We start from the raw sequence: 26,353 nt of genomic DNA, 5'->3' as shown, positions 1-26,353 counted from the left end.
TGGATGGCCGGTCTCAGGCGCGCGTTTCCTTGAGCAGCTCGCGGCCGATGATCAGTTGTTGCACTTCGGTCGCACCTTCGTAGATGCGCAGCGCGCGGATCTCGCGGTACAGGCTTTCGACCGGCTGTCCGCTCACGACACCCAGGCCGCCCCACATCTGCACCGCCGCGTCGATGACCTGCTGCGCGCCTTCGGTGGCGGCGAGCTTGGCCATCGCCGCTTCTTTGGTGACGCCGCGGCCCTGGTCACGCTGCCAGGCGGCGCGGTACGTGAGCAGCGCAGCGCTGTCGATCGTGGTCGCCATTTGCGCGAGCTTGGCCTGCGTGAGCTGGAAGTCGGCCAACACGCCACCGAACATCTTGCGCGTGGTGGCGCGCTGCAAGGCTTCGTCGAGCGCACGCCGCGCGAAGCCAAGCGACGCGGCGGCCACCGAGGTGCGGAACACGTCGAGCGTGCGCATCGCGACCTTGAACCCTTCGCCACCGGCGCCGATGCGGTTGGCGAGCGGCACGCGGCAGTTCGTGAAACGCAGGCGTGCCAGCGGGTGCGGCGCGATCACCTCGATGCGCTCTGCGATCTCGAAGCCCGGCGTGCCGGCGTCGACGATGAAGGCCGAGATGCCCTTCGCGCCACGAACCGGGGCGCCTGGTGGACCTTCGCCCGGCGCTTCGCCGCTGCGCGCGAACACGACGTAGAAGTCGGCGATGCCGCCGTTCGAGATCCAGGTCTTTTCGCCGTTCAGCACGGCGTGGTCGCCGTCGACGTGCGCGGCGCAGGCCATGGCCGCCACGTCGGAGCCAGCGTCGGGCTCGGATAGAGCGAAGGCGCTGATCGCTTCGCCGCGGGCCACGCGCGTGAGGTAGCGCTGTTTCTGCGCCGGCGTGCCGTCGAGGCTGATCGCACCCGTGCCCAGGCCCTGCATCGCGAACGCGAAGTCGGCCAGCCCGGAATGCCGCGCCAGCGTTTCGCGGATCAGGCAGATGGCGCGTGTGTCGATCGTGTCGGCCGCGGCACCGAAAGCCGTGCCGCCGACCGCATGACGCAGCCAGCCGCCCTGCCCCAGCGCCCGCACGAGCGCCCGGCACTCGGCGTCGACGTCTGCGCCATGCGCGTGCGCGATGTGTTCGCTCGCCCAGGCATCGAGCTCGCGCGCGAGCACACGGTGGCGCTCTTCGAAGAACGGCCAGTCGAGGTAGCGGGTGTCGCTCATGCTCAGTTGCCTTCGAAGCGCGGTTTGGCCTTCGCCACGAACGCGTGGTAGGCCCGCGAGAAGTCTTCGGTCAGCATGCAAATGGCTTGCGCCTGCGCTTCGGCCTCGATGGCCTGCTCGATCGTCATGGCCCACTCCTGGTGGAGCATGGTCTTGGTGATGCCGTTGGCGAAGGTCGGCCCCGTGGCGATGTCGCGCGCCAGCGCGAGCGCATCGCCGAGCAAGGTTTCGGTGGTGCACAAGCGGTTGAAGAAGCCCCAGCGCTCGCCTTCTTCGCCGCCCATCGAGCGCCCGGTGTAGAGCAGCTCGCTCGCCCGGCCCTGGCCGATGATGCGCGGCAGCATCGCGCAAGCGCCCATGTCGCAGCCGGCCAGGCCTACGCGGTTGAACAGGAAGGCGGTCTTGCTGCGCGCGGTGCCCAGGCGCAGGTCAGAGGCCATCGCCATGATCGCGCCGGCGCCGGCACACACGCCGTCGATGGCGGCCACGATCGGTTGCGGGCAGGCGCGCATCGCCTTCACCAGGTCACCGGTCATGCGCGTGAACATCAGCAGCTCGGGCGCCTTGAGCCGCACCAGCGGGCCGATGATCTCGTGCACGTCGCCGCCCGAGCAGAAGTTGCCTCCGGCGCCCACGAGCACCACCGCGTGCACGTCGCTCGCGTACTTGAGCTGGCCGAACAGGTCGCGCAACTCTGCGTAGGAGTCGAAAGTCAGCGGGTTCTTGCGCTCGGGGCGGTTCAGCGTGACCGTGGCCACGCCTTCGCTCACAGCCCATTCAAAGTGCGTGGCGGCATACCCCGCGAGCAGCTGGCGGTTGCCTGCGGCGAGCGCCGGGTCGACGCGCGTTTCGACAGTCGTGTTCATGCTTTGTCCTCGGCGGTGAGATCGTGTTGTTGCACCAGTTGCACGCGCAGCGCGCCCAGGTGGGCGTAGACCTGCTGCACGGCCTTGGCGTCGAGCCCGGCGAACAGTTCGAGCACCCACTGCTCGTGCTCTTGCGCCATGGCCTCGAAGCTGCGCCGGCCCTTGGGTGTGAGCCGCACGATCCAGGCGCGGCGGTCTTCGGGGCTCGCTTCGCGCAACACCAGGCCTTCGCGTTCGAGTTCGTCGGTGAGGCCGGTCACGTTGCCGCCGGTGACCATCAGGTAACGCGACAGCACGCGCATCTTCAACCCGTCCTTGTAGCGGAACAGCTGCGCCATGTAGTCGAAGCGGGCGAGCGAGATGCCGAAGCGCTCGCGCAGGCGCTTGCGGATCTGCGCTTCGATCTGCGTGGTGCTGGCGAGCATGCGCAGCCAGAGCTTCAGCGTGGCGTGGTCGGCGCTGCCGGCGCGGTTTTCGTGGCCCAGCTCTTGCGCTTCGGTGAGCAGGGCGTGGGAGGCGTCGTCGCGTTTCATGCTTTCTAGACCCCCAAGGCCCGGTTGGCTTGCTCGATCGCGGAACCGGTGGCGCCGGCCGCGGCCGCGCGCTCGCGTTCGAGGTTGCGTTCGAGCTGCGACTTGGCGGCGCGGTATTGCTTCGGCCAGGCCACTTCGGTGTAGCCGATGCGCGCCGATTCCATCAGCGTCCAGGCCGGGTTGGCCAAGTGCGGCCGCGCGATCGCACACAGGTCGGCACGGCCTGCGGCGATGATGCTGTTGACGTGGTCGGCCTCCGAGATGGCGCCGACCGCGATGGTCGCGATGCCCGCTTCGTTGCGCACGCGGTCGGAGAACGGGGTCTGGAACATTCGGCCGTAGACCGGCTTTTCCTGCTTGCTCACCTGGCCCGACGAACAGTCGATCAAGTCGGCGCCGGCGGCCTTGAAGGCGCGCGCGATCTGCACCGCGTCGTCGGGCGTGATGCCACCTTCGACCCAGTCGTGGGCCGAGATGCGCACCGACATCGGCAGATGTTCGGGCCACGCCGCGCGCACCGCGGCAAACACTTCGAGCGGGTAACGCAGGCGGTTCTCGAGCGAGCCGCCGAATTCGTCGCTGCGCTGGTTGGTGAGCGGCGAGATGAACGACGACAGCAGGTAGCCGTGAGCGCAGTGCAGTTCCAGCCAGTCGAAGCCGGCTTCGGCGGCAAAGCGGGTGGCGCGCACGAAGTCGGCAAGCACACGGTCCATGTCGGCGCGGGTCATCGCGCGCGACCAGTCGCTCACGCCGTCGAGGTATTGCTGCGGTGAAGCCGAGAGCAGCGGCCAGTTGCCGGCGTCCAGCGGCTGGTCGGTGCCTTCCCAGGCCACACGCGTCGAGCCCTTGGCGCCGGCGTGGCCGAGCTGCACCGCGATCTTCGCGTCGGAGTTGGCGTGCACGAAATCGACGATGCGCTTCCAGCCGTCGCGTTGCTTTGGCGTCCACAGCCCCGGGCAGCCGGGCGTGATGCGCGCGTCGGGCGAGGTGCAGGTCATCTCGGCCACCACCAGGCCCGCGCCGCCCATCGCCCTCGCCCCCAGGTGCACCAGGTGGTAGTCGGCCGGCAGGCCGCCCTCACACGAGTACTGCGCCATCGGCGAGACGACGATGCGGTTCTTCAGCGTGACGCTGCGTGCCGTGAACGGCGTGAACATCGGGGGCACCGGCCCATGCCCGGGCCCGCGCTTCGCGCCAGCGTGCTCGGCGATCCAGTCTTCGTAATCTTCGACATAGGCCTTGTCGCGCAGCCGCAGGTTCTCGTGGCTGATGCGCTGGCTGCGCGTGAGCAGCGAGTACGCGAACTGCTCGGGCGGCAGGTTCACGTAGCGCTCGACGTTCTCGAACCACTCGGTCGAGTTGCGGGCCGCGTTCTGGATGCGCAGCACCTCGATGCTGCGCACGTCTTCGTAGTGCTGCAGAGCGGCGGTCAGGTCATGCGGCGTCTTCTCGATGCACCGCGCCAGCTCGATCGCGTCTTCGAGCGCGAGCTTGGTGCCCGAGCCGATCGAGAAGTGCGCCGTGTGCGCCGCGTCGCCCATCAGCACCACCGGCGCGCGGCCGTTGTGGTGCACCCAGCGCTGGCACACCACGCGCGGGAAGCGGATCCACTGCGCAGAGCCACGCAGGTGGCTGGCATTCGAGATCAGTGCATGGCCGCCCAGGTGCTTGGCAAACAGGCGCTCGCACCAGGCGATGCACTCTTCTTTCTCCATCTTGTCGAGCCCGGCCTTCAGCCAGACGCTCTCGGGCGCTTCGATGATGAAGGTCGAGGTGGTGTCGTCGAAGCGGTAGGCATGGGCCTGGAACCAGCCGTGTTCGGTTTCTTCGAACGCGAAGGTGAAAGCCTCGAACAGCTTGTGCGTGCCGAGCCAGACAAAGCGGCACAGGCGCATGTCGACATCGGGCCGGTAGGTGGCGGCGTACTTGCTGCGGATGCGGCTGTTGAGCCCGTCGCAGGCGATGATCAGGTCGGCCTCGGGGTATTGCTCGTCGCCTTGCACATCGGTTTCGAACACCAGCTTCACGCCGAGGTCTTCGCAGCGCTGCTGCAGGATGTTGAGCAGGCGCTTGCGGCCGATGCCGCAGAAGCCGTGCCCGCCCGAGCGCACCCGGTGGCCGCGGATGTTGACCTCGATGTCGTCCCAGTGGTTGAAGGCATCGAGGATCTGCGCTGCCGACACCGGGTCGGCCGCCTGCAGGTTGCCCAGCGTCTGGTCGGAGAACACCACGCCCCAGCCGAAGGTGTCGTAGGGGCGGTTGCGCTCGACCACGGTGATCTGGTGCGAAGCGTCTTGCTGCTTCATCAGCAGCGCGAAATACAGGCCCGACGGGCCACCGCCGATGCAGACGATGTTCATGAACGCTCCGAGGCCGATGGTCGCCGGCAGCTCGCACCGGCATGGCAGGAAGGTTAGTCCAGAATAGTTTAGTTGTAAAGCAATTGGCTGAATTTTCGGCCACGACCGCCTTCCCTGCTGAGACAATGGCGTGCTGGGCTTGCAGGTTGCCAAAACCCGCTCGGCCCAGCTCCACCCGAAGGCCCCCGTGCAACTCCACCCCTTCCGCCCGCGCCTGCTCGATGCGCTGCACGGTTACGACCGGCGGCGTGCGCTGGCCGATCTGGGCGCCGGGGTCACGGTGGGCGTGGTGGCCCTGCCGCTGGCGATGGCGTTCGCGATCGCCAGCGGGGTGAAGCCCGAGCAGGGCATCGTCAGCGCCATCGTGGCCGGCTTTCTGGTTTCGGCGCTCGGGGGTTCTTCGGTGCAAATCGGCGGGCCGGCCGGCGCCTTCATCGTGATCGTGTTCGGCATCGTCGAGCGTTACGGCCTGACCAACCTGCTGATCGCCACCGCGCTCTCGGGCGTGCTCATGTTCGTGATGGGCGCGCTCAGGCTCGGCACGCTGGTGCGTTATGTGCCGGTGCAGATCATCATCGGCTTCACCAACGGCATTGCGGTGCTGGTGGCGCTCTCGCAGCTGAAAGACCTGTTCGGCCTGAGCACCGGCAAGGTCTCGGCCGACTTCTTCGCCCAGCTCGGCGCGCTGTGGTCGAACCTGCATTCCTTCAACCCGTTCGCGTTCGCGATCGGCATCACGTGTTTCGGCGGCTTGTTCCTGTGGCCACGCCTGTTCGTGAAAGACAGCGCGCTGCTGCCCTCGCGCCTGGCGGCGGGGCGCTTCGGCCGAGCCGCCTCGCACCTGCCCGGCCCGGTGGTGGCGCTGGTCACGATGACGGCGGCCACGGCGCTGCTGCACCTGCCGGTCGAGACCATCGGCACGCGCTTCGGCGGCATTCCGCAGGCGCTGCCTTCGCTCGAGCTGCCCCCCTTCAGCTGGGAAAGCGCCAAGCAGCTGCTGATCCCCACGCTCACGCTGGCGCTGCTGGGCGCCGTCGAATCGCTGCTCTGTGCACGCGTGGCCGACCAGATCACCACGCTGCCGAGGCACGATCCGAACCAGGAGCTCATGGCCCAGGGCGTGGCCAACATGGTGGTGCCGGTGTTCGGCGGCATCCCGGCCACCGGCACCATCGCCCGCACCGTGACCAACGTGCGCTCGGGCGCCACCAGCCCGGTCTCGGGCATGGTGCACGCGCTCACGCTGCTCTTGATCGTGCTGGTGGCCGCGCCGCTCGCGTCGAGCGTACCGCTCGCGGCGCTCGCCGGCATCCTGCTGTTCGTGGCCTGGAACATGGGCGAGTGGCACCAGTTCTCGCGCTCGCAGTTGCGCCGCTTCACGCTCGGCTACCGCGTGATCCTGCTCGGCACCTTCTTTCTCACCGTGGTCTTCGACCTGATGGTCGCGGTGCAGCTCGGCATGGTCACGGCCTGCGTGTTCTTCATCTGGCGCATGGGCTCGCTGTTCCGGGCCGACGCCGAAGCCGCGGCCGGCACGCCGCCCGGCGTGCTCGTGGTCGACCTGCGTGGCGCCCTGTTCTTCGGCGCCGTCGGCAAGGTCGAAGCGCTGGCCGACTCGCTGCCCGCCGGCACGCACGCTTTGGTGCTGCGGCTCGGCCATGTGCTCTGGGTCGACGCTTCGGGCGTCGACGCACTGACGCAGTTGCTGCGCCGCCTGCAGCGCAGCGGCATCTCGCTCTGGCTGTGCGAGGCCGGGCCCGAGCTGCTGGGTGCGCTGCAGCGCACCGGTTTCGCCGCGCTGGTGGGCGATGCGCAGCTCGTGGCCGACCTGCCCGGCGCGCTCGCCGCGGCGGCACGCCCGGCATGAACACGCCCGCGCCCGACGAGCCCGACGACCACGTACGCCCGTTCGTCAGCGAGACGCTCGACGCCCGCACGCTCTACTTCAGCGTGAGCGCCATCCAGAGCCGCATGCGGCTGCAGCACGCCGATGCGCTCGACCTCGAATACACCCGCCTGATGATGGGCTTTCTGCTGTTCTGCCCCGCGCCGGCGCAGATCGGCCTGATCGGGTTGGGCGGCGGCTCGCTCGTCAAGTATTGCCACCGCCACCTGCAGCGGTCGGCGCTGACGGTGGCCGAGATCAACCCACACGTGGTGGCGCTGCGCGACAGCTTCGCCGTGCCGCCCGACGACGCACGCCTGCAGGTGCTCACCTGCGACGGCGCGCACCTGGTGCGCGACTCGTCGGCGCGCTTCGACGTGCTGCTGGTCGACGGTTTCGACGCCGAAGGGCTGCCCAAAGCGCTGCGCTCGCAGCGCTTCTACGACAACTGCGCCGACGTGCTGCAGCCCGCCGGGCTGCTGGTCGCGAACCTGCACAACGACCGCGTGCACTGCGACACCTGGGTCGAGCGCATTCGGCGCAGCTTCGGCGGCTCGGTGCTGCTGGTCGACGACAGCGAGGGCAGCAACCGCGTGGTGTTTGCCTGGAAGGGCGAGCTCGCCGCCCCGCTGGCGGCGACCGCGCTCGCACGCCGCGCCGGCCTCGGCACGGCGGCCTGCGAGCCACTGCTGCCGGCGTTCGCACGCATCCGCTCGGCGATCGGCTTGCAGCTGTCGCGGCCGCCGCGCGCCGGCTGAGGGGCGGCCTTCAGGCGCCCGGCAGGCACAGCGCCTGCGCGATCGCCGAACCCAGGCCGTGCACCAGCGCGAACACCGAAGCCCCGGCCAGCAGGCCACCGGCGAGCCGCACCGGCAAGGCCGTGTCGCCCGCGCGCCCGGCCACCCCGCCGAAGCGCAGCCACAGGCGCGGCGCCAGCCACAGGCTGATCGACGACGCTGCGGCAAAGCCTGCCATCACACCCGCCCCTTGCAGCGGGCCCGACGCCAGCGCGGCCACGATCAGGGCCGACTGCAGCAGGCCGCAAGGCATGGCGGCCCAGCACAGCCCGAGCAGGCCGGCGCGGCTCGCGGCCGGCACACGCGCAAAGAAGCGCAGCGGTTGCGTGCCGGCCGCCAGCGGGCTGGCCGGCCGCGACATCTGCGCCAGCCAGGCCGGCGCGCGGCCGGCCCACAGCAGCCACAGGCCGAGCGCAATGGCGGCCACGTGCAGCATCGTCCACACCGGGCGCAACAGCGGCGCGGCGGCCTCGAAACTGCGCACCCACGACACGCTCACCGCCACCAGCGCACCGGCGAGCGTGTAGCTGACCAGCCGCCCGATCTGCAAGGCCAGCAGCGCGTGCGGTGCGTGTGCCGCGCCACCACGCTGGGCGATGGCCCCGTGCGCGGCGCCGCACATCGCGGCGCAGTGCGGGCCGCCGGCCAGGCCCATCAACAGGGCCGAGACGATGAGCGCGGCATCCACGCGGGGGCCTGCTCAGATCACGCGCGAGAACTGCTCGCGGCTGCGGTCGACCTGCAGGTGGCGGTCGAACAGCATGGCCACGGTGCGCACGAAGTAGCGCCCGAGCTCGGTGACTTCGATCGAGCTGCCGTCGAGCAGCACCAGCCCGCTGGCTTCGAGTGAGCGCATGGCTTCGAGCTCGGCCGCGAACACCTTCGAGAAGTCGACCAGGTGGGCGAGCGCGATCGACTCGAACTCGACCCGGCCCTGGCACATCAGCGCCATGATGACAGCGCGGCGCAGCAGGTCGTCGCGCGACAGCGCCAGCCCGCGCGTGACCGGGAACTGCCCCTGGCCGAGCGCATCGGTGTATTCGGTCAGGGTCTTCGCGTTCTGGCTGTAGGTGGCACCCACGCGGCCGATGGCCGAGACGCCCAGGCCGATCAGGTCGCAGTCGGGCTGCGTGCTGTAACCCTGGAAGTTACGGTGCAGCCGGCCCTGGCGCCGCGCCACGGCCAGCGTGTCGTCGGGCAGCGCGAAGTGGTCCATGCCGATGTAGTGGTAACCCGCCTCGGTGAAGCCGGCGATCGCCTGCGCCAGCATGGTGATCTTCTGCTGCGGCAGCGGCAGCAGCGCGGCGTCGATACGGCGCTGCGGCTTGAAGCGCTGCGGCAGGTGGGCGTAGGCGTAGAGCGCGATCCGCTCGGGCCGCAGCGCGCAAACCTGTTCGACCGTGCGGGCGAACGAGGCCGCCGTCTGCATCGGCAGGCCGTAGATCAGGTCGACGTTGGTGGACCGAAAACCGAGCGCGCGCGCCGCTTCGAGCAGGCTTTGCACGCTGGCCTGGCTTTGCACGCGGTGCACGGAACGTTGCACCTGTTCGTCGAAGTCCTGCACACCGAAACTCAGGCGGTTGAAGCCCAGGCCGGCCAGGTGCGCCAGGCGTGCCGGATCGGCGGTGCGCGGGTCGACTTCGATCGAGACCTCTGCGTTCGTGGCGACGCTGAAGGCCTGACGCAGCATCGACATCAGGCGCTCGAGCTCGGTGTCGCTCAGGAAGGTGGGCGTGCCACCGCCCAGGTGCAGCTGGCTCACCGGCTGGCGCGGCCCGATCTCGGCCACGTGCAGGGCCACCTCGCGCTCGAGCGCGTCGAGGTAGGGCGCCACGCGTTCGTGGTGGCGCGTGATGACCTTGTTGCAGGCGCAGAAGTAGCAGACCGACTCGCAGAACGGCAGGTGCACGTAGAGCGACAGCGGCGCCAGGCCGGCATTGCGCGCCGCGCCCTGGACCCGCGTGTGCAGCGCCTGCCGGTACTGGGCAGCGCCGAAGGCCTCGACGAAACGGTCGGCCGTGGGGTACGAGGTGTAACGCGGGCCCGGCACGTCGAGTCGGCGCAGCAGCTCGGGCGAGACAAGGGGCTCGCGCGGGGGCGAGGTGGTGTTCATCTGCCACCACTGTGCTTGCAACCAGACCGAAAGCCCTTGATGAAAGTCAAACTCGGTTCACTCCGATGAGCGCAGAATGTGACGCATGTCAAACCCCGCAGCGCACGAGACCGTCGTCATCCACCCGCAGCCGGCTTCGCCGTCCCATGCCCACGCCCTGAAGGTGGCCTGCTCGAGCTGCAACCTGCGCGAGCTGTGCCTGCCGCTGGGCCTGAGCAAGCCCGAGATCGAGCGGCTCGACTCGCTGGTGGCGAATCGAGCCTCGGTGTCGCGCGGTGAAACGCTGTACCGCAGCGGTGACCCGTTCCGCTCGCTGTTTGCGGTGCGCACCGGCTTCTTCAAGACCCGGGTGGCTGCCGAAGACGGGCGCGACCAGGTCACGGGCTTTCAGATGGCGGGCGAGCTGCTCGGTTTCGACGGCATCGGCACCGACCACCACACCTGCGACTCGGTGGCACTCGAAGACTCGCAGGTCTGCGTGATCCCGTTTCACCAGCTGGAGAGCCTGTCGCGTGAGTTCAGCGAACTGCAGCGCCAGTTGCACAAGGTGATGAGCCGCGAGATCGTGCGTGAACACGGCGTGATGCTGCTGCTCGGCAGCATGCGTGCCGAAGAGCGCGTGGCCGCCTTCCTGCTCAACCTGACGCAGCGGCTCCAGGCGCGCGGCTTTTCGTCGACCGCGCTGGTGCTGCGCATGACCCGCGAAGAGATCGGCAGCTACCTCGGGCTCAAGCTCGAAACCGTGAGCCGCGCGTTTTCAAAGTTCCAGGAAGATGGCGTGCTCGAGGTCAAGCAGCGCCAGGTGCGTGTGCTCGACGAAGCAGCGCTGCGCCAGCTCGTCAACGGCAGCAGCAGCTGCTGATTCGCCCAGCCCGCATCAGGCTCGCGGCCCGGTGACGCCGCGGCGGTTGAGTTCTTCGGGTTCCAGCGTCAACAGCGCCGTGATGGCGCCGGCCGTCGCCACCGCACCCCAGAAGATCAGGAACGTGACGGTGTAGATCGCCTGCGACGACCAGCCGATCGCCGGCCCGCCGAACCAGTGCAGGTCGCCCGGGTCGACCACGGCGAAAACCATGGTCTCGAGCACACCGGCCATCAGGAAGGCCGGCCACAGGATGCGCAGTGCACGCTGTTTCATCATCGCGCCACCCTATCGGCTGGCGAGCGGCGGTGTGGCCGCGTGGTTGCGGCCCTGGATCGCAGGCGTGTTCGCCTGCGTGCCGCCCGGCCGCCCGGTGGGCAGGCTCTCGGTGACCACGATGTCGGCGCCCTTCACGGCCGTGAACGCCAGCGCGAAGCTGCCGGCCACCACGACGCCGAGGCCGCCGAGCACGAGCCACATCACGCCGACGCGCCACCAGGGCACCAGTGCAGCAGTTGGGAGTGGTGATGTCATCGAAGCACCTTTCATCGACGGAAGCCTTCAGCGCGGGACCACGAAGGTCGACTTTTCATTCAGCGACACGCCCCGCGACGCTTCCGAGCTGAGCGTGATGCGGACCTGCATCGGGTGCGCGCCGGGCCCGAGCGCGCTGGCCGCCTGCGGAGGCATCTGCACCGAGAGCGCGACCCAGCGCGCCTGAGTGGCGCCCACGTCCACGTCGGGCTGCGACGTGACCACGGCGTCGGGCAGGCCCGTCACCTCGATGTGAAAACGCTGCGCGGTCTCGGTCGAATTCATCAGCTGCACGCGGTAGACGTTCTCGACCCGGCCGTCTTCGACCAGGCGCGCGAGCGAGGCGCGGTCTCGCACCACGTCGGCCTTGAACGGCGAGCGCGAGGCCAGGCTGGCCACGAACGCGGTGGCAATCACGAGCAGCACGGCGCTGTAGATCAGCACCCGCGGCCGCGCGACGCGGCGCCACATCTTCGCCGCCGGCCAGCCTCCCTGCATGCCGTTCTGCGTGGCGTAGCGGATCAGGCCGCGCGGGTAGTTCATCTTGTCCATCACGCTGTCGCAGACATCGATGCACGCCGCGCAGCCGATGCACTCGTACTGCAGACCGTCGCGGATGTCGATGCCGGTCGGGCAGACCTGCACGCACAGCGTGCAGTTGATGCAGTCGCCCTTGCCCACCGAAGCCGGCGCCACGCCACGCGCGCGCGAACCGCGCGGCTCGCCCCGGGCCGTGTCGTAGCTGATGATCATCGTGTCGCGGTCGAACATCGCACTCTGGAAGCGCGCGTAGGGGCACATGTACTTGCAGACCTGCTCGCGCATGTAGCCGGCGTTGCCGTAGGTGGCGAAACCGTAGAACAGGATCCAGAAGGTTTCCCAGGGGCCGAGCCCGAAACCGCTCGAACGGAACACCTCGCCCGCGAGCGACTGGATCGGCGTGAAGTAGCCGACGAAGGTGAAGCCGGTCCACAGGCCGATGGCGAGCCAGGCGAGCTGCTTGCCACCCTTGCGCCAGACCTTGTTCAGGCTCCAGGGCGCGGCGTCGAGCTTGATGCGGGCCTGGCGGTCGCCTTCGAAGCGCCGCTCCACCCACATGAAGATCTCGGTGTACACGGTCTGCGGGCAGGCGAAGCCGCACCACAGGCGCCCGGCCACCGCGGTGAACAGGAACAGGGCGTAGGCGCTGAGGATCAGCAGCCCGGTGAGGTAGATCACGTCCTGCGGGTGCAGCACCATGCCGAAGATGTAGAAGCGGCGCGCGCCGAGGTCGAGCAAGACCGCCTGGCGCCCGTTCCACTGCAACCACGGCAGGCCGTAGTACAGGATCTGCGTGAGCCACACCAGGGCCCAGCGCCAGCTGGCGAACCAGCCGGTGACCGAGCGCATCTGGATCTTGCCCTCGCTCTGGTAGAGCGAGACGATCTCCGACGACGACGACGACGCCTCGGCCGCGGCGATGGGGATGATCTTGCGTGTCGACATTGGCCTCAGGCCCGCAACGGCTTACGGCGGCAGCGCACTTTGCGACAGGCCCCACACGTAAGCCGCCAGCACGTGGATCTGCTCCGGCAACATGCGGCCGCCCTGCGCCGGCATCACGTTGAGCTTGCCGTTGTTGACGATGTTGACGATGGCCTCTTCGCCCCAGCCGTGCAGCCAGATCCTGTCGGACAGGTTCGGCGCGCCGAGGGCCTGCGTGCCCTGGCCCCCCGGCCCGTGGCAGGCGGCGCAGGCGGCAAACTTCGACTGCCCGGCCGCGGCCTTGATGCCGTCGTGGGCGCTGCCCGACAGGCTGAGCACGTAATGCGCCAGGTTGCGCACGTCTTCCGGCGTGCCCACCGCGGCGGCCATCGGCGGCATGTTGCCCTGGCGGCCGAGCGTGATGCTCTCTTCGATCTTCTCGGGCGTGCCGCCGTGGATCCAGTCGTTGTCGGTCAGGTTCGGAAAGCCTTTGCTGCCGCGCGCGTCGGAGCCATGGCAGGCTGCGCAGTTGTTGATGAACAGGCGCTCGCCGATCGCCATGGCTTCCGGGCTCTTGCGCAACTCGGCGGCGGGCATGTCCTTGAACCTGGCGTAGACCTTTTCCATCTGCTCGGCCGCCTTCTGCTGCTCGGCCTGGTACTGGTTGGCACTGGTCCAGCCGAACTGCCCGGGCAGGCTGCCGAGCCCGGGGTAGACGATCACGTAGCCGAAGGCGAACACCACGGTCAGCACGAACAGCACCGCCCACCAGCGCGGCAGCGGGTTGTTCATCTCGACCAGGGTTTCGTCGTACACGTGGCCGGTGGTGTTGTCACCGGCCATGACTTCGCGCGTGCTGGCCACCTTCAGCAACCACAGGCACCACAGCAGCCCGAGCACGGTCGCGGTGCCGACGAAGATGGCCCAGCCGCTGTTGAAGAAGTCGCTCATGGCTGACGCTCCTGTGGGCTGCCCGCTTCACCATCGAGGAAGGGCAACTGCGCGGCCTCGTCGAACGACGCTGCGTTCTGGCGCGACAAGGCCCAGCGCACGATGCCGAGAAAGACGGCGAATGACACCAGCGTCACCACGATCCGGAGAATGTTCACGTCCACACCAAGGCCCTCACTTGACGGCGGTGCCGAGCACCTGCAGGTAGTCGATCAGCGCGTCGAGCTCGCTCTTGCCGGCGAGCGCGGCGGCACCCGCCTGGACCTCGGCGTCGCTGTACGGCGCGCCGAGCAGGCGCATGGCGCGCATGCGCGGTTCGGATTCGGCCGGGTTCAGCGCAGCCTTCGCCAGCCACGGGTAGGCCGGCATGTTCGACTCGGGCACCAGGTCGCGCGGGTTGTTCATGTGGATGCGGTGCCACTCGTCGCTGTACTTGCCACCCACGCGGTGCAGGTCGGGGCCGGTGCGCTTGCTGCCCCATTGAAACGGGTGGTCGTAGACGAACTCGCCAGCCATCGAGTAGTGGCCGTAGCGAAGTGTCTCGGCGCGCAGCGGGCGGATCATCTGCGAGTGGCAGTTGTAGCAACCCTCGCGCACGTAGATGTCACGGCCGGCGAGCTGCAACGCGGTGTAGGGCTTGAGACCCGGCACCGGCTCGGTGGTCGAGCGCTGAAAGAACAGCGGCACGATCTCGACGATGCCTCCGACCGCCACCACGAGCAGGATCAGCGCGATCATCAGGAAGTTGTTGGTCTCGATCTTCTCGTGCGAGAAGCCGGTCGACTTGTCTGTGGTTTGGGACATGGTGGTGCTCCGGGGTTCAGGCTGCGCTCGGCACGCCGGCGTGCACCACCGGGATGCGCAGCGGCACGTACTTTCCGGCCTGCGCCGTCTTGACCACGTTCCAGACCATCACGCCCATGCCGCTCAGGTAGAGCAGGCCACCGATGAGGCGGATCAGGTAGAACGGGTAGGTGGCCTTCACGCTTTCGACAAAGCTGTAGACGAGCGTGCCGTCGGCGTTCACCGCACGCCACATCAGGCCTTGCATCACGCCGGCCATCCACATCGCGGCGATGTAGAGCACGATGCCGAGCGTGCTGATCCAGAAGTGCAGCTCGATCGCGCGCACGCTGTACATCTTCAATTGCCCGAACATGCGCGGGACAAGGTAGTACAGCGAGCCGATGGTGATCAGGCCCACCCAGCCGAGCGCACCGGCGTGCACGTGGCCGACGGTCCAGTCGGTGTAGTGGCTGAGGGCGTTCACCGTCTTGATCGACATCATCGGCCCCTCGAAGGTGGCCATGCCGTAGAACGAGAGCGCGACGATCAGGAACTTGAGGATCGGGTCTTCGCGCAGTTTGTGCCACGCGCCGCTCAAGGTCATGATGCCGTTGATCATGCCGCCCCAACTCGGCGCGAGCAGCACCAGCGAGAAGATCATGCCCACGCTCTGCGCCCAGTCGGGCAGCGCGGTGTAGTGCAGGTGGTGCGGGCCGGCCCACATGTAGGTGAAGATCAGTGCCCAGAAGTGCACGATCGACAGCCGGTACGAATACACCGGCCGCTCGGCCTGCTTGGGGATGAAGTAGTACATCATCCCGAGGAAGCCCGCCGTGAGGAAGAAGCCGACCGCGTTGTGGCCGTACCACCACTGCACCATCGCGTCCTGCACGCCTGCGTAGGCCGAATAGCTCTTCGTGAGGCTCACCGGAATCGACGCGCTGTTGACGATGTGCAGCAGCGCAACCGCGATGATGAAGCTGCCGAAGAACCAGTTCGCCACGTAGATGTGTCGCACCCGGCGAATGCCGATGGTGCCGAAGAACACGACTGCGTAGGCGACCCACACGACAGCGATCAGGATGTCGATCGGCCACTCGAGCTCGGCGTATTCCTTGGCCTGCGTGTAGCCCATCGGCAGCGTGATGGCGGCGGCCACGATCACCAGTTGCCAGCCCCAGAACACGAAGCTCGCCAGGCGCGGCAGGAACAGCGCGACCTGCGAGGTGCGTTGCACCACGTAGAGGCTGCTGGCCATCAGCGCGCAGCCGCCGAAGGCGAAGATCACCGCATTGGTGTGCAGCGGCCGCAGCCGGCCATAGCTGAGCCAGGCGATGCCGAAGTTGAGTTCGGGCCAGGTGAGTTGCGCCGCGATCAGCACGCCCACCAGCATGCCGACCACGCCCCACAGCACGGCGGCGAGCGTGAACAGGCGCACCGGGCCATCGTCGTAGACGGCGTGTGCGGGCGGGGTCGGGTGGGGCATGTCGAAACTCCTTCAGGGCCATTCGAGTGGCCGGAAGAAGTTTCAAGCAGTGCTTCGTTTCGGGGTTTGATCGGCGTCAAGCTCGGGTGAGTCTTCGAGCAGGATGCGTTCACCTTCGCGCTCGAGATCGTCGAACTGGCCCGCACCGAGGGCCCAGCGGAACAGCGCCATCAGCCCGAACACGAGCAGCACCGACAGCGGCACGAGCAGGTACAGGATGTCCATCGGCGCTCAGCCCGTTCGCGCGAGGCGCATCGCGTTCAGCACCACGGCGAGCGAGCTCGCCGCCATGCCCAGCCCGGCGGCCCAGGGCGGGAACAGGCCGAACAGCGCGAGCGGCACGCAGACCAGGTTGTAGGCCAGCGCCCAGCCGAGGTTCTGGCGCAGCACACGCATCGCGCGGCGTGCGGTTCTGCGTGCGAACAGCACATCGGACAGGCGCCCCGACATCAGGATGAAGTCGGCCTTCGAGCGGGTGATGGCCACGCCCTCACCCATCGCGAAAGACACGTCGGCGCGTGCGATCACCGGCGCGTCGTTGAGGCCGTCGCCGACCATTCCCACACGTTGCCCGCCTTGCTGCGCGGCAGCGACGCGTGCCAGCTTGCGCTCGGGCGTGGCCTGGCCTTCGGCGACGCTCACGCCGACACGCTCTGCCACGCGCTGCACGCGCACCGGTGCGTCACCGGAGAGCAAGGCCAGCTCGAGGCCGTCGGCGCGCAAGGCGCCTATGGTCTCGGCCGCGTCGGAGCGCAGCGCTTCGTCGAACTCGAAGCAGGCGAGCGCGCCGCGCGCATCGCCGAACCAGACCTGTGAACCGCCCGCGTCGGGCCAGGCTTCCAGGGATTCGTCGACCCACGCGCGCGAGCCGAGCCGGGCCACGTGCCCCGCCGCCGCCACGCCTTGCAAGCCCGACCCGGCCGTCTCGGTCACCCCGCTCCACGGCGGCGGCGCACCGGTGGCCTGCGCGGCCAGCGCGCGCGACAAAGGGTGTGACGAGAACGCGGCGAGCGACGCGGCTTGTGCCAGCAAGGTGTCGGCATCGAGGCCGGCAGCTTGCGCCGCCGGCAGCAGGCGCACTTCGCGCAGTTCGAGCCGGTCCTCGGTCAAGGTTCCGGTCTTGTCGAAGTACAGGCATTGCAGGCCTGCCAGGGCCTCGAGCGCATCGAGCCTTTGCACCAGCACGCCACGCCGCGCCAGCGCGCCGGCCGCGGCGAGCAGGGCCGAGGGCGCCGCGAGCGAGAGCGCGCAAGGGCAGGTGACGATCAGCACCGACACCGTGACCCAGACCGCACGCGCCGGGTCGATGAACGACCACACGGCCCCGGCTGCCGCCGCGAGCAGCAGCACGCCCCACAGAAAGGGCACGGCCACGCGGTCGGCCGCACGCACCAACGCGGGCCGCTGCGTCAGCGCGCTGCGCATCAACGCGACCACCCCTTCGAAGCGGGTGTCGGCGCCCAGGCGTTCGACCCGCAGCGTGACCGGCGCGCCCAGGTTCAGGCTGCCCGCGATCGCCGTGTCGCCCGGCTGTTTGAGCACCGGCCGCGACTCGCCGGTCAAGAGCGCCTCGTCGGCGCGGGTCTCGCCCTCGGTGAGGCAGCCGTCGGCCGGGAAGGCTTCGCCGACGAGCACGCGCACCCGGTCGCCCACGGTCAGTGCGCGCAAAGCCACCAGCGTGACGCTGCCATCGGGCTCGAGGCGCCGCACCGCCTGCGGCTGGCGTGCCAGCGCCGCTTCAAGCGACGCCGCCACCCGGCCCTGCGCGCGCAGTGCGAGCGTGCGCCCGCCGAGCAGGAAGAAAACGAACATCGTCAGCGAATCGAAGTACACCTCGTGGCCCAACCCGGCGTCGGGCGCGAAGGTGGCGACCGAGCTGGCGACGAAAGTGACGGCGATGCCGATCGCCACGGGCAGGTCCATGCGCACCTGGCGCAGCAGCACGCCTCGCCAGGCGTCGCGAAAGATCGGTGCAGCCGAGAACAGCACCACCGGCAGGCTCAGCAGCCACGACGCCCACTGCAGCAGGCGCAGCAGGTCGGGCGCCAGCGTGCCGGGCTCGGCCACGTAGGCCGGCGCCGCGTACATCATCACCTGCATCATGCAGAAGGCCGCGACGAACAGGCGCCAGAGTGCGTCGCGCCAGGCTCGCTGGCGCAGTGCGCGCGCCGGCTCGGCCAGGTCGGGCACGGCGGCGTAACCGGCGCGGGCCACTGCGGCCACGATCTGCGAAGGTCTCGTGAGCGTGCCGTGCCAGCGCACGCTGGCCCGGCAGCTGGCGTAGTGCACGCTGGCGCCGAGCACACCCGGTTCGGCACGCAAGGCGCTCTCGATCACGTCGGCGCACGCAGCGCAGACCAGGCCGGAAAGCGCGAAGTGCGACTCAGCGATGCGCTGGCCGCCCGCGTCCTGCTGCCACGAGGTAAAGCCCGCCTGCTCGACCGGGTCGTCGATCAGCGGCCCGGGGTGGCCGGGCCATGGCGCAAGAACCGGGTGCATGCCGGCAGGCTACGCCTGCCGGTGCCGCAGCGGCATGACGCAGATCAAGGATCGGTCAGCGGGCGCGCCCGCCACACCGGCTCGCACCGCCGCGACACCCGGAAACATCACGCAGGGCAGACACCCTTGCGCATCGCGCCGGGGCGGCGTAACACTACGTATTGCGGACCCGCTCCCGTCCCGGCATCCTGAGGCCCTGTTTGCCCCCTTCGACCTGAATTCGAGACTCGACAGCGCCCCGGAGCCCCGCCATGGACCACGACCCCGTCAAGAAGCCGATCTACCGGTCGCTGTACTTCCAGGTGATCACGGCGATCGTGATCGGGGTGTTGCTCGGGCACTTCTTTCCCGCCACCGGCGAGGCCATGAAACCGCTCGGCGACGGCTTCATCAAGCTCATCAAGATGATCATCGCGCCGATCATCTTCTGCACCGTGGTGGTGGGCATCGCCGGCATGGAAGACATGAAGAAGGTCGGCAAGACCGGCGGCCTGGCGCTGCTGTATTTCGAGATCGTCAGCAGCGTGGCGCTCGTCGTCGGGCTGATCATCATCAACCTCGTGAAGCCCGGCGTGGGCATGAACATCGACCCCAGCACGCTCGACACCAAGAGCATCGCGGCCTACACCGGCCCGGGCAAGATGGTCTCGACCACCGACTTCCTGCTCAACGTGATCCCGAGCACCGTGGTCGATGCGTTCGCCAAGGGCGAGATCCTGCAGGTGCTGCTGTTCGCGGTGATGTTCGGCTTCGCGCTGCACAAGTTCGGCGGGCGCGGCACGCTGGTGTTCGACTTCATCGAGAAGTTCTCGCACGTGCTGTTCAGTATCGTCGGATACATCATGAAAGTGGCCCCGATCGGCGCGTTCGGCGCCATGGCGTTCACGATCGGCAAGTACGGCGTGGGCTCGCTGGTCTCGCTCGGCGCGCTGATGGCCACCTTCTACGCCACGTGCCTGTTCTTCATCTTCGTCGTGCTCGGCGGCATCGCGCGCGCGCACGGTTTCTCGATCTGGAAGTTCATCAAGTACATCAAGGAAGAACTGCTGATCGTGCTCGGCACCTCGTCGAGCGAAGCGGCGCTGCCGCGCATGATGGTGAAGATGGAAAATCTGGGCGCGAAGAAGTCGGTCGTCGGCCTCGTGATCCCGACCGGTTATTCCTTCAACCTCGACGGCACTTCCATCTACCTGACGATGGCCGCGGTGTTCATCGCGCAGGCCACCAACACGCCGATGACGGTCACGCAGCAGATCACGCTGCTGCTGGTGCTGTTGCTCACTTCCAAGGGTGCAGCCGGCGTGACCGGCAGTGGTTTCATCGTGCTCGCAGCCACGCTCTCGGCGGTGGGCCACGTGCCGGTGGCCGGCCTGGCACTCATTCTGGGCATCGACCGTTTCATGTCGGAAGCCCGGGCACTCACCAACCTCATCGGCAACGGCGTGGCCACGCTCGTCGTCGCCAAGTGGACCAAAGATCTCGACGAAGCGCAGCTGAACCGCCAGCTGAACAACGAGGGTGACGCCGAAGCCGACGATCCGGAAGCGGTGCTCGACAAGACCGAAGCGCACATGCCCGGCGCCCCGGCGCACTGACACCCCCGCGGTGGCAGTGCGGCATTCCATCATTCACATCGACAACATCGTCGACCCATAGGAGACTGAAAAAATGGCAGCACAAAGAGTGGTTCTGGTGACCGGCGGCATGGGTGGCCTGGGCGAGACGATCTCCACCAAGATGGCCGACGCCGGCTACAAGGTCGTGGTGACCTATTCGCCCGGCAACAGCAAACACGCCGAGTGGGTGGCCGACATGAAGACGCGCGGCTACGACATCATGGCCGTGCCCTGCGACGTGGCCGACTACGACTCGTGCACCAAGGCCGTGGCCGAAGTGCAGGCCAAGGCCGGCGCAGTCGACGTGCTCGTCAACAACGCCGGCATCACGCGCGACACCACCTTCAAGAAGATGGACAAGGTCAACTGGGACGCCGTGCTGCGCACCAACCTCGACAGCCTGTTCAACATGACCAAGCAGGTGGCCGACGGCATGGTCGAGCGGGGCTGGGGCCGCATTCTCAACATCTCGTCGGTCAACGGCAGCAAGGGTGCCTTCGGCCAGACCAACTACTCGGCCGCCAAGGCCGGCGTGCACGGCTTCACCAAGGCCCTGGCGCTCGAGGTGGCGAAGAAGGGTGTGACCGTGAACACCATCTCGCCGGGTTACATCGGCACCAAGATGGTCACGGCGATCCCGAAAGACGTGCTCGACACCAAGATCCTGCCGCAGATCCCGGTCGGTCGCCTCGGCAAGCCCGAAGAAGTGGCGGGCCTCGTGATCTACCTCGCCTCCGAAGAAGCGGCGTTCCTCACCGGCGCGAACATCGCCATCAACGGCGGCCAGCACATGCAGTGAGCGGCCCCGGCATTCACGACAACTCGAAGGAACAAGCATGATGAAAGCAGGGATCGACACCGACGCCATCGTCAAGATGTTTTCGGAAGCCAGCACCAAACAGGGTGAAGCGCTGCGCAAGGGCGTGGCCGAGGCCACGCTCAAGGCGCTGCAGGGCCGCGAGCTCACGATGGAGAACATCAAGAAGGTGCTCAAGACGGTGACGCAGGCCGCGTCCACCGGTGCCGCGCAGAACGTGGCCAGCCCGGTCGACGTGGAAGCGATGCTCGCCAAGGCCTTTGCCGGCATGGACGGCGCACTCTTGCAGGCCGTCGAAGCCAACCACAAGGCGCTGCAGCAGTTCGTGGCGCAGGGCGCGGGCCTGCAAGACAAGCAGCTCAAGGGCGCACTGGCCAACATCGAGCAGATGGAAGACATGTTCTTCGCCACGGTGACCAAGGCCGCACAGGGCGTGACGGGCCCGGCGCAAGGCCCCTGGGAGCAGGTGCTGAGCGCGATGAAGATCAAGGGCACCGGCACCGGCGCGCAGGCCACGCAGACCGTCGAACAACTGATGGCGCAGGCCCAGACCGCGCTGCGCGACGGCCGCGCCGCGAGCGCCAAGACGATGCAGGCGATGCTCGACAGTTATGCCGCGCTCGTGAGCGGCGTCTTGATCGGCATGTCGGAAGGCCTGCAGGGCGGCGCCACGCCGGCCGCCAAATCGGCCGCGAAGAAGAAGTAACGCTCCCGTCCCCGATCCCACTTACCATCCCCAGCCGCGCCCCTTCGGGCGCGGCTTTTTTACTGGAGGTTTCCATGCGCCTTGTTCACGCCCTTCCGCTCGGCCTGGCCTTCGTGGCCGGGCTCGCCGTGTCACCCGTCGCGCAGCGCCTGCTGCCCAGCGCACAGGCCCAGGCCGCCGCCCCCGCGCCCGCCCCGGCTGCGCTCGCGCCGATGATCATCGACATCGCCGCACTGAAAGACGCCGACCTGAACGCCACGCCCAACCCCGACCTGCGCAACAAGGGCCTGGTGACCACGCCCAACGCGACGATCGCGGTGCAGATGGGCAACGTGGGCAAACATTTCCACGCCAACGCCGACGAGATTCAGTACATCGTCGAAGGCAGCGGCACGGCCTGGCTCGGCGACACCAAGCGCGAGATCCGCCCCGGCATGCTGATCATCATTCCGCGCGGCACGCACCATGCCGGCACCGAAGCGACCAGCGGCCGCTTCAAGGCGCTGGCGATCAAGATCCCGCCGCAGGACCCGAAAGACACGACCTTCGTGAACTGAGCGCGTTCGCGGGCCGCGGCGCCCGCGTCGTGTTCGACCTGTTCTCCCGCCATGGAAAGATCGATGGATCTCGGAATCGACATCGGCACGTCCGAAGTGAAGGTGGTGCTGCTCGACGACGCACAGGTCGTGGTCGGGCAAGCCCACAGCGCGGTGCCCATTTCGCGGCCCCAGCCGCTCTGGTGTGAGCAGGACCCGCAAGACTGGTGGGCGGCCACCGTCGCCGCGCTCGCGCAACTGCGCGCAGCGCACCCGAAAGCGTTTGCCGCGGTGCGCGGCTTGGGCCTGTCGGGCCACATGCACGGCGCCACCCTGCTCGACGCACAAGACCGGGTGCTGCGCCCCGCGATCCTGTGGAACGACGGCCGCAGCCACGCGCAGTGCGCCGAGCTCGAACGCCGCGCGCCGCGCAGCCGCGAGATCACCGGCAACATCGCGATGCCAGGCTTCACCGCACCCAAGCTGATGTGGGTCGAGCAGCACGAACCCGAGGTCTTTCGCCGCACCACGCGCGTGCTGCTGCCGAAAGACTTCGTGCGCTTGCAGCTCACCGGCGAAGCGGTCTCCGACATGTCGGACTCTGCCGGCACACTGTGGCTCGACGTGGCCAAGCGCGCGTGGTCCGGCACGATGCTCGACGCCACGCACCTGAAGCGTTCGCACATGCCCCGCCTGGTCGAAGGCAGCGAAGCCAGCGGCACGGTGCTGCCCGCCGTCGCGGCCGAGCTCGGCTTGCCGGCCGGCGTGGTCGTGGCCGGCGGTGCCGGCGACAACGCGGCGAGCGCCGCCGGCATCGGTGTCGCCGCGCCGGGCACGGCCTTTCTGTCGCTCGGCACCTCGGGCGTGTACTTCGTCGCCAACGCGGCATATTCACCCAACCCGGGTCGTGCGGTGCACGCCTTCTGCCACGCGTTTCCGAACAGCTGGCACCAGATGAGCGTGATGCTGTCGGCCGCGAGTGCGCTGCGCTGGCTGCGCACGCTCACGCACGCCGAGAGCGAAGCGCAGCTCGTGGCCGAATCGGAGACCTTGCCCGCCGGCACACCGCTGCCGCTGTTCCTGCCCTACCTGTCGGGCGAACGCACGCCGCACAACAACCCGCACGCCTGCGGCGTGTTCTTCGGCCTGACACACGAACACGGGCGTGCCGACCTCGCGCGCGCCGTGCTCGAAGGCGTGGCCTTCGCTTTTCTCGACGGGCAGCAGGCGCTGCTGCAAGGCGGCGCGCAGATCGACAGCGTCACCCTGGTCGGCGGCGGCTCGCGCAGCGCGCCCTGGGCGCAGGTGCTTGCCGACACGCTCGGCCGCACGCTTGAGCGCCGCAGCGGCGCCGAAGTGGGTGCCGCCCTCGGCGCCGCGCGGCTCGGCCGCCTGGCGCGCACGACCGACAGCGTGGCTTCGGTCTGCACCCAGCCGCCGGTGACCGACCGATTCGTGCCGAACGCCAGCCGGGCCGCGCTGCTGGCCGAACGCCACCAGCAATTCCAGCGGCTCTACGCGGCGCTCGGCACGGAGATGCGCGCGCCCTAGCCTGTCACCACGCCGTGCGCTTCGCAGCCGGCCACGAATTGCGGAGACACCTGGCGCAGCTTGGCGGCGTCGACCCGGCCGCTGCGCTGGATGTAGCTCCACGCCAGCGGCCACGGCGCCATATGCATGTGGGCCGGGAAATGCTCGTACCACTCGGCGCTGCGGTTCGCGCCGGCGACCAGCTTGTCGACGATGGGCCGGCGGGCCGCTTCGTAGGCGGCCAGTGCCGACGGCACGTCGTTGTGCTGCTCGCGCAGCGCACGTGCCAGCGCGATCGTGTCTTCGAACGCGAGCCGTGTGCCCGAGCCGATCGAGAAGTGCGCGGTGCGCAGCGCATCGCCCACCAGCACGCGGTTGCCCACCGACCAGCGCTCGTTCGAGATCTTCGGAAAGTTGCGCCAGATCGACATGTTGGTGACGAGCGCGTGGCCACCGAGCGTTGGTGCGAACACACGCTCGTTGTAGGCACGGCTCTGCGCTTCGTTCATGTGCTCGAAGCCGGCGCGCGCCCAGGTCTGCGGGTCGCACTCGACGATGAAGGTGCTCATCGTGTCGGAGTAGCGGTAGTGGTGGGCGTTGAACGTGCCGGCCTCCGAACTCACGAAGGTCTGGCTCAGCGTGTCGAAACGCTGCGTGGTGCCGTACCACACGAACTTGTTGGCGAGCGGCTCGATGCGCGTGCCGAACTCGCGCTCGCGGCCGCGCCGCACGAAAGAGTTGGCCCCGTCGGCCGCGACCACCAGGTCGAAGCCCTCGAGCTCGCGCTCGTCGCTCACACTGTGCTGGTACTCGGGAACGACGCCCACGCTGTGCAGGCGCTGCTGCATCGCCTGCAGCAGTTGCAGGCGGCCGATCGCCGCGAAACCGACGCCGTCGATCGTGACCCGCTCACCGCGGTGAAAGAGCGTGAGGTCGGTCCAGCGCTGCATGCCGGGCACGATCAGGTCGTGCGTCTCGGCGTCGTCGTCGCGCAGGAAGTCAAGCGCACGGTCGGAAAACACCACGCCGAAGCCGAAGGTCGAATCGGCCGGGTTCTGCTCGACGATGCGAACCTGGTCGCCCCGGTTCTGGCGCTTCAGCAGGTAGGCCAGGTACAGGCCCGCCGGGCCGGCGCCGAGGATCAGCGTCTTCATGCGCTACCTTCTTGCTGCAGCGTGCTCGCCACCTGCTCTCGCAACTGGCGCTTGAGGATCTTGCCGACCGGGCTGATCGGAAACTCGGTCACGAGCTCCAGCCGCTCGGGCAGCTTGAAGCTGGCGATCTGCTGTTGTTTCAGAAACCCGATGAGCTCGTCGAAGCCGAGCCGTTCGCCCGGCTGCGTGATCACGAAGGCGCAGGCTTTCTCGCCGAACACCGGGTCGGGCATCGCGACCAGCGTGACCGCCTTCACCTTGGGGTGCGCGAAGATCAGGTTCTCGACTTCTTCGCAGCTGATCTTCTCGCCACCGCGGTTGATCATGTCTTTCTTGCGGCCTTCGGCGAACACATGCCGTCCCTGTTTGCGCACGATGTCGCCCATGCGGTAGAAGCCGTCGGCGGTGAAGGCTTCGGCGTTCTTGTCGGGCGCGTTGTAGTAACCGCAGATCGTGTACGGCCCGCGCGTGACGAGCTCACCCGCTTCGCCGTCGGGCAGCTCATGGCCTTCTTCGTCGACGACGCGTATTTCGTCGGCCTCGCTCACCGGCGCGCCCGAGCTGTGCAGCATCAGCGCGTCGGGGTCGTCGAGGCGGGTCATGTTGATCAGGCCTTCGGCCGTGCCGTAGATCTCTTGCGGCGTGCAGCCGAAGCGCTCGCGCAGCCGGCTGCGCAATTCGGGCGCGAGCCGTGCGCCGCCGTTCTGCACCACCTTCAACGACGACAGGTCGAACCTCGTGTGCGCGTCGGAGCCGAGCCAGTTGACGATCAGCGGCACCACCGCGGCGATCACGCTCACGCGCTCGCGCTGCACCAGTGCAAACACGCTCTCGGCGTCGGTCGAGGGCGACAGCACGACCGTGCCGCCCACACTGAAAGCGCCGAGCATGCCAGGCGACGCGAGGTTGTAGTTGTGGCCGAGCGGCAGGATCGCCATGAACACGGTGTGTTCGTCGAAACCCGCCGCACGCGCGCACAGGCGGGCGTTGAGCACGTAGTCCTGGTGGGTGCGCGGGATGAGCTTCGACATCGAGGTGGTGCCGCCCGAGAGCAGCATGGTCGCCACCTCGGCCGGGTCGGGTCTGGTGCCGGCGAGTGCTTCAAGCTCTGCGGCACCCGGCGCCTCGCGCATCAGCGCGGCAAAGGATTGCTGCCCGCTGAGCGCCTCGCCGACCACGATCACCTGCTGCAGGGCCGGCGCGTCGCCACGCAATGTGTCGGCCATCTCGCGGTAGTCGAAAGCGCCGATACGGTCGGGAATCACATAGGCCTTGGCACCCGAAGCCACGAGAAAGTGCCGCACTTCGGCATGCCGGTGCGCGCGCAAGGCCATCACCGGAATGGCGCCGATGCGCACCAGCGCGAAGTAGACGAGCACGAACTCCGGAACGTTCGGCAACTGCACCACCACACGGTCGAGCGGCGCGATGCCGAGGGCAAGCAGGCGCGCGGCGAGCCGCAGCGCGTCGCGCTCGAGATCGGCGTAGCTGAAGCGCTGGTCGTTGCAGACCAGCGCCGTCTTGTGCGGCTGCGCCGCGGCGGCGCGGCTCAACACGTCGAACAGCCGCGTGCCGTCCCAGTGGCCTGCACGGCGATACGACTCTGCGCTGGCTTCGGGCCAGCCGACGGTGCCTTGCAACATGAACA

At 68.4% G+C, this 26,353-nt stretch carries 25 protein-coding genes; 8 read left to right on the top strand and 17 right to left on the bottom strand.

Features of this window, described 5'->3' with window-relative positions; genetic code table 11:
• Positions 1-13: 13 nt before the first annotated feature.
• From AC30PD_RS20770 to AC30PD_RS20755, 4 genes are read right to left on the bottom strand one after another with little or no spacing between them, the layout of a single operon-like run.
• The gene (locus AC30PD_RS20770) at positions 14-1,210 is read right to left on the bottom strand and encodes an acyl-CoA dehydrogenase family protein (protein WP_489537597.1); all 1,197 of its coding nucleotides are present in this window, start codon (positions 1,208-1,210) and stop codon (positions 14-16) included.
• 2 nt (positions 1,211-1,212) lie between these two features.
• Complete coding sequence (locus tag AC30PD_RS20765) at positions 1,213-2,076, bottom strand: enoyl-CoA hydratase family protein (protein ID WP_489537596.1); 864 nt, start codon at positions 2,074-2,076, stop codon at positions 1,213-1,215.
• The gene (locus tag AC30PD_RS20760) at positions 2,073-2,609 is read right to left on the bottom strand and encodes a MarR family winged helix-turn-helix transcriptional regulator (RefSeq protein WP_489537595.1); all 537 of its coding nucleotides are present in this window, start codon (positions 2,607-2,609) and stop codon (positions 2,073-2,075) included. Before AC30PD_RS20760 ends, AC30PD_RS20765 begins: the two co-directional genes overlap by 4 nt.
• Before the next feature lie 5 nt (positions 2,610-2,614).
• Complete coding sequence (locus tag AC30PD_RS20755) at positions 2,615-4,969, bottom strand: bifunctional salicylyl-CoA 5-hydroxylase/oxidoreductase (protein ID WP_489537594.1); 2,355 nt, start codon at positions 4,967-4,969, stop codon at positions 2,615-2,617.
• Between the two features lie 187 nt (positions 4,970-5,156).
• On the opposite strand from AC30PD_RS20755, the gene AC30PD_RS20750 reads away from it, so the two are divergent.
• Both AC30PD_RS20750 and AC30PD_RS20745 read left to right on the top strand, forming a co-directional pair.
• Positions 5,157-6,836, top strand: a complete 1,680-nt coding sequence (locus AC30PD_RS20750; protein WP_489537593.1) for a SulP family inorganic anion transporter — start codon at positions 5,157-5,159, stop codon at positions 6,834-6,836.
• On the top strand, positions 6,833-7,612 hold the full coding sequence (locus AC30PD_RS20745) for a fused MFS/spermidine synthase (protein ID WP_489537592.1): 780 nt from the start codon (positions 6,833-6,835) through the stop codon (positions 7,610-7,612). Before AC30PD_RS20750 ends, AC30PD_RS20745 begins: the two co-directional genes overlap by 4 nt.
• A gap of 10 nt (positions 7,613-7,622) precedes the next feature.
• Here AC30PD_RS20745 and AC30PD_RS20740 read toward each other — a convergent pair whose 3' ends face one another.
• A complete protein-coding gene (locus tag AC30PD_RS20740; protein WP_489537591.1) occupies positions 7,623-8,339 on the bottom strand; it encodes a sulfite exporter TauE/SafE family protein in 717 nt (238 codons plus the stop codon).
• A gap of 12 nt (positions 8,340-8,351) precedes the next feature.
• A complete protein-coding gene (hemN, locus tag AC30PD_RS20735) occupies positions 8,352-9,764 on the bottom strand; it encodes an oxygen-independent coproporphyrinogen III oxidase (RefSeq protein ID WP_489537590.1) in 1,413 nt (470 codons plus the stop codon).
• An 85-nt stretch (positions 9,765-9,849) separates the two neighbouring features.
• Here hemN and fnr point away from each other — a divergent pair, with 85 nt between their 5' ends.
• On the top strand, positions 9,850-10,626 hold the full coding sequence (gene fnr, locus AC30PD_RS20730; protein ID WP_489537589.1) for a fumarate/nitrate reduction transcriptional regulator Fnr: 777 nt from the start codon (positions 9,850-9,852) through the stop codon (positions 10,624-10,626).
• Positions 10,627-10,641: 15 nt separating this feature from the next.
• Here fnr and AC30PD_RS20725 read toward each other — a convergent pair whose 3' ends face one another.
• Genes AC30PD_RS20725 through AC30PD_RS20685 form a run of 9 tightly spaced genes read right to left on the bottom strand, consistent with a single transcriptional unit; the run spans position 10,642 to position 18,346 of the window.
• Positions 10,642-10,905 (bottom strand): hypothetical protein, encoded by a 264-nt coding sequence (locus AC30PD_RS20725; RefSeq protein ID WP_489537588.1) that lies wholly within the window; start codon positions 10,903-10,905, stop codon positions 10,642-10,644.
• Between the two features lie 9 nt (positions 10,906-10,914).
• Positions 10,915-11,160: a nitrogen fixation protein FixH gene (locus AC30PD_RS20720; RefSeq protein ID WP_489537587.1), complete on the bottom strand. Its 246-nt coding sequence runs from the start codon at positions 11,158-11,160 to the stop codon at positions 10,915-10,917.
• Positions 11,161-11,187: 27 nt separating this feature from the next.
• A complete protein-coding gene (gene ccoG / locus AC30PD_RS20715; protein ID WP_489537586.1) occupies positions 11,188-12,645 on the bottom strand; it encodes a cytochrome c oxidase accessory protein CcoG in 1,458 nt (485 codons plus the stop codon).
• A gap of 21 nt (positions 12,646-12,666) precedes the next feature.
• Entirely contained in the window at positions 12,667-13,575 is a 909-nt protein-coding gene (gene ccoP, locus AC30PD_RS20710) for a cytochrome-c oxidase, cbb3-type subunit III (RefSeq protein WP_489537585.1), read from the bottom strand.
• A complete protein-coding gene (locus tag AC30PD_RS20705; protein ID WP_489537584.1) occupies positions 13,572-13,739 on the bottom strand; it encodes a cbb3-type cytochrome oxidase subunit 3 in 168 nt (55 codons plus the stop codon). The genes ccoP and AC30PD_RS20705 overlap by 4 nt, the downstream gene beginning before the upstream one ends.
• Positions 13,740-13,749: 10 nt before the next feature.
• On the bottom strand, positions 13,750-14,379 hold the full coding sequence (ccoO, locus tag AC30PD_RS20700) for a cytochrome-c oxidase, cbb3-type subunit II (protein WP_489537583.1): 630 nt from the start codon (positions 14,377-14,379) through the stop codon (positions 13,750-13,752).
• Between the two features lie 16 nt (positions 14,380-14,395).
• Complete coding sequence (ccoN, locus tag AC30PD_RS20695) at positions 14,396-15,847, bottom strand: cytochrome-c oxidase, cbb3-type subunit I (protein ID WP_489537582.1); 1,452 nt, start codon at positions 15,845-15,847, stop codon at positions 14,396-14,398.
• A gap of 42 nt (positions 15,848-15,889) precedes the next feature.
• Entirely contained in the window at positions 15,890-16,072 is a 183-nt protein-coding gene (ccoS, locus tag AC30PD_RS20690; RefSeq protein WP_489537581.1) for a cbb3-type cytochrome oxidase assembly protein CcoS, read from the bottom strand.
• A gap of 6 nt (positions 16,073-16,078) precedes the next feature.
• Entirely contained in the window at positions 16,079-18,346 is a 2,268-nt protein-coding gene (locus AC30PD_RS20685) for a heavy metal translocating P-type ATPase (RefSeq protein WP_489537580.1), read from the bottom strand.
• A gap of 251 nt (positions 18,347-18,597) precedes the next feature.
• Here AC30PD_RS20685 and AC30PD_RS20680 point away from each other — a divergent pair, with 251 nt between their 5' ends.
• The 5 genes from AC30PD_RS20680 (at position 18,598) to xylB (ending at position 23,572) form a co-directional block, all read left to right on the top strand.
• Entirely contained in the window at positions 18,598-19,941 is a 1,344-nt protein-coding gene (locus AC30PD_RS20680; protein ID WP_489537579.1) for a dicarboxylate/amino acid:cation symporter, read from the top strand.
• Positions 19,942-20,014: 73 nt separating this feature from the next.
• Complete coding sequence (phbB, locus tag AC30PD_RS20675) at positions 20,015-20,761, top strand: acetoacetyl-CoA reductase (protein WP_489537578.1); 747 nt, start codon at positions 20,015-20,017, stop codon at positions 20,759-20,761.
• Between the two features lie 37 nt (positions 20,762-20,798).
• Positions 20,799-21,485 (top strand): DUF6781 family protein, encoded by a 687-nt coding sequence (locus AC30PD_RS20670; RefSeq protein WP_489537577.1) that lies wholly within the window; start codon positions 20,799-20,801, stop codon positions 21,483-21,485.
• Between the two features lie 74 nt (positions 21,486-21,559).
• Positions 21,560-22,042 carry a cupin domain-containing protein gene (locus AC30PD_RS20665; protein WP_489537576.1) on the top strand — a complete coding sequence of 161 codons (483 nt, stop codon included), beginning with the start codon at positions 21,560-21,562 and terminating at the stop codon, positions 22,040-22,042.
• Positions 22,043-22,105: 63 nt separating this feature from the next.
• Positions 22,106-23,572, top strand: coding sequence for a xylulokinase (xylB, locus tag AC30PD_RS20660; protein WP_489537575.1), 1,467 nt, complete (start codon positions 22,106-22,108; stop codon positions 23,570-23,572).
• Here the strand turns inward: xylB and AC30PD_RS20655 are convergent.
• On the bottom strand, positions 23,569-24,705 hold the full coding sequence (locus tag AC30PD_RS20655) for an FAD-dependent monooxygenase (protein WP_489537574.1): 1,137 nt from the start codon (positions 24,703-24,705) through the stop codon (positions 23,569-23,571). The two genes, xylB and AC30PD_RS20655, sit on opposite strands and share 4 nt — an antisense overlap.
• Positions 24,702-26,348 carry a (2,3-dihydroxybenzoyl)adenylate synthase gene (locus AC30PD_RS20650; protein WP_489537573.1) on the bottom strand — a complete coding sequence of 549 codons (1,647 nt, stop codon included), beginning with the start codon at positions 26,346-26,348 and terminating at the stop codon, positions 24,702-24,704. Before AC30PD_RS20650 ends, AC30PD_RS20655 begins: the two co-directional genes overlap by 4 nt.
• Between the last annotated feature and the right edge of the window lie 5 nt (positions 26,349-26,353).

The sequence above is a fragment of the Rhizobacter sp. genome, assembly GCF_032229685.1.
Lineage (GTDB): Bacteria > Pseudomonadota > Gammaproteobacteria > Burkholderiales > Burkholderiaceae_C > LMDS01.
This window is presented reverse-complemented; position numbering and strand designations above follow the sequence as displayed.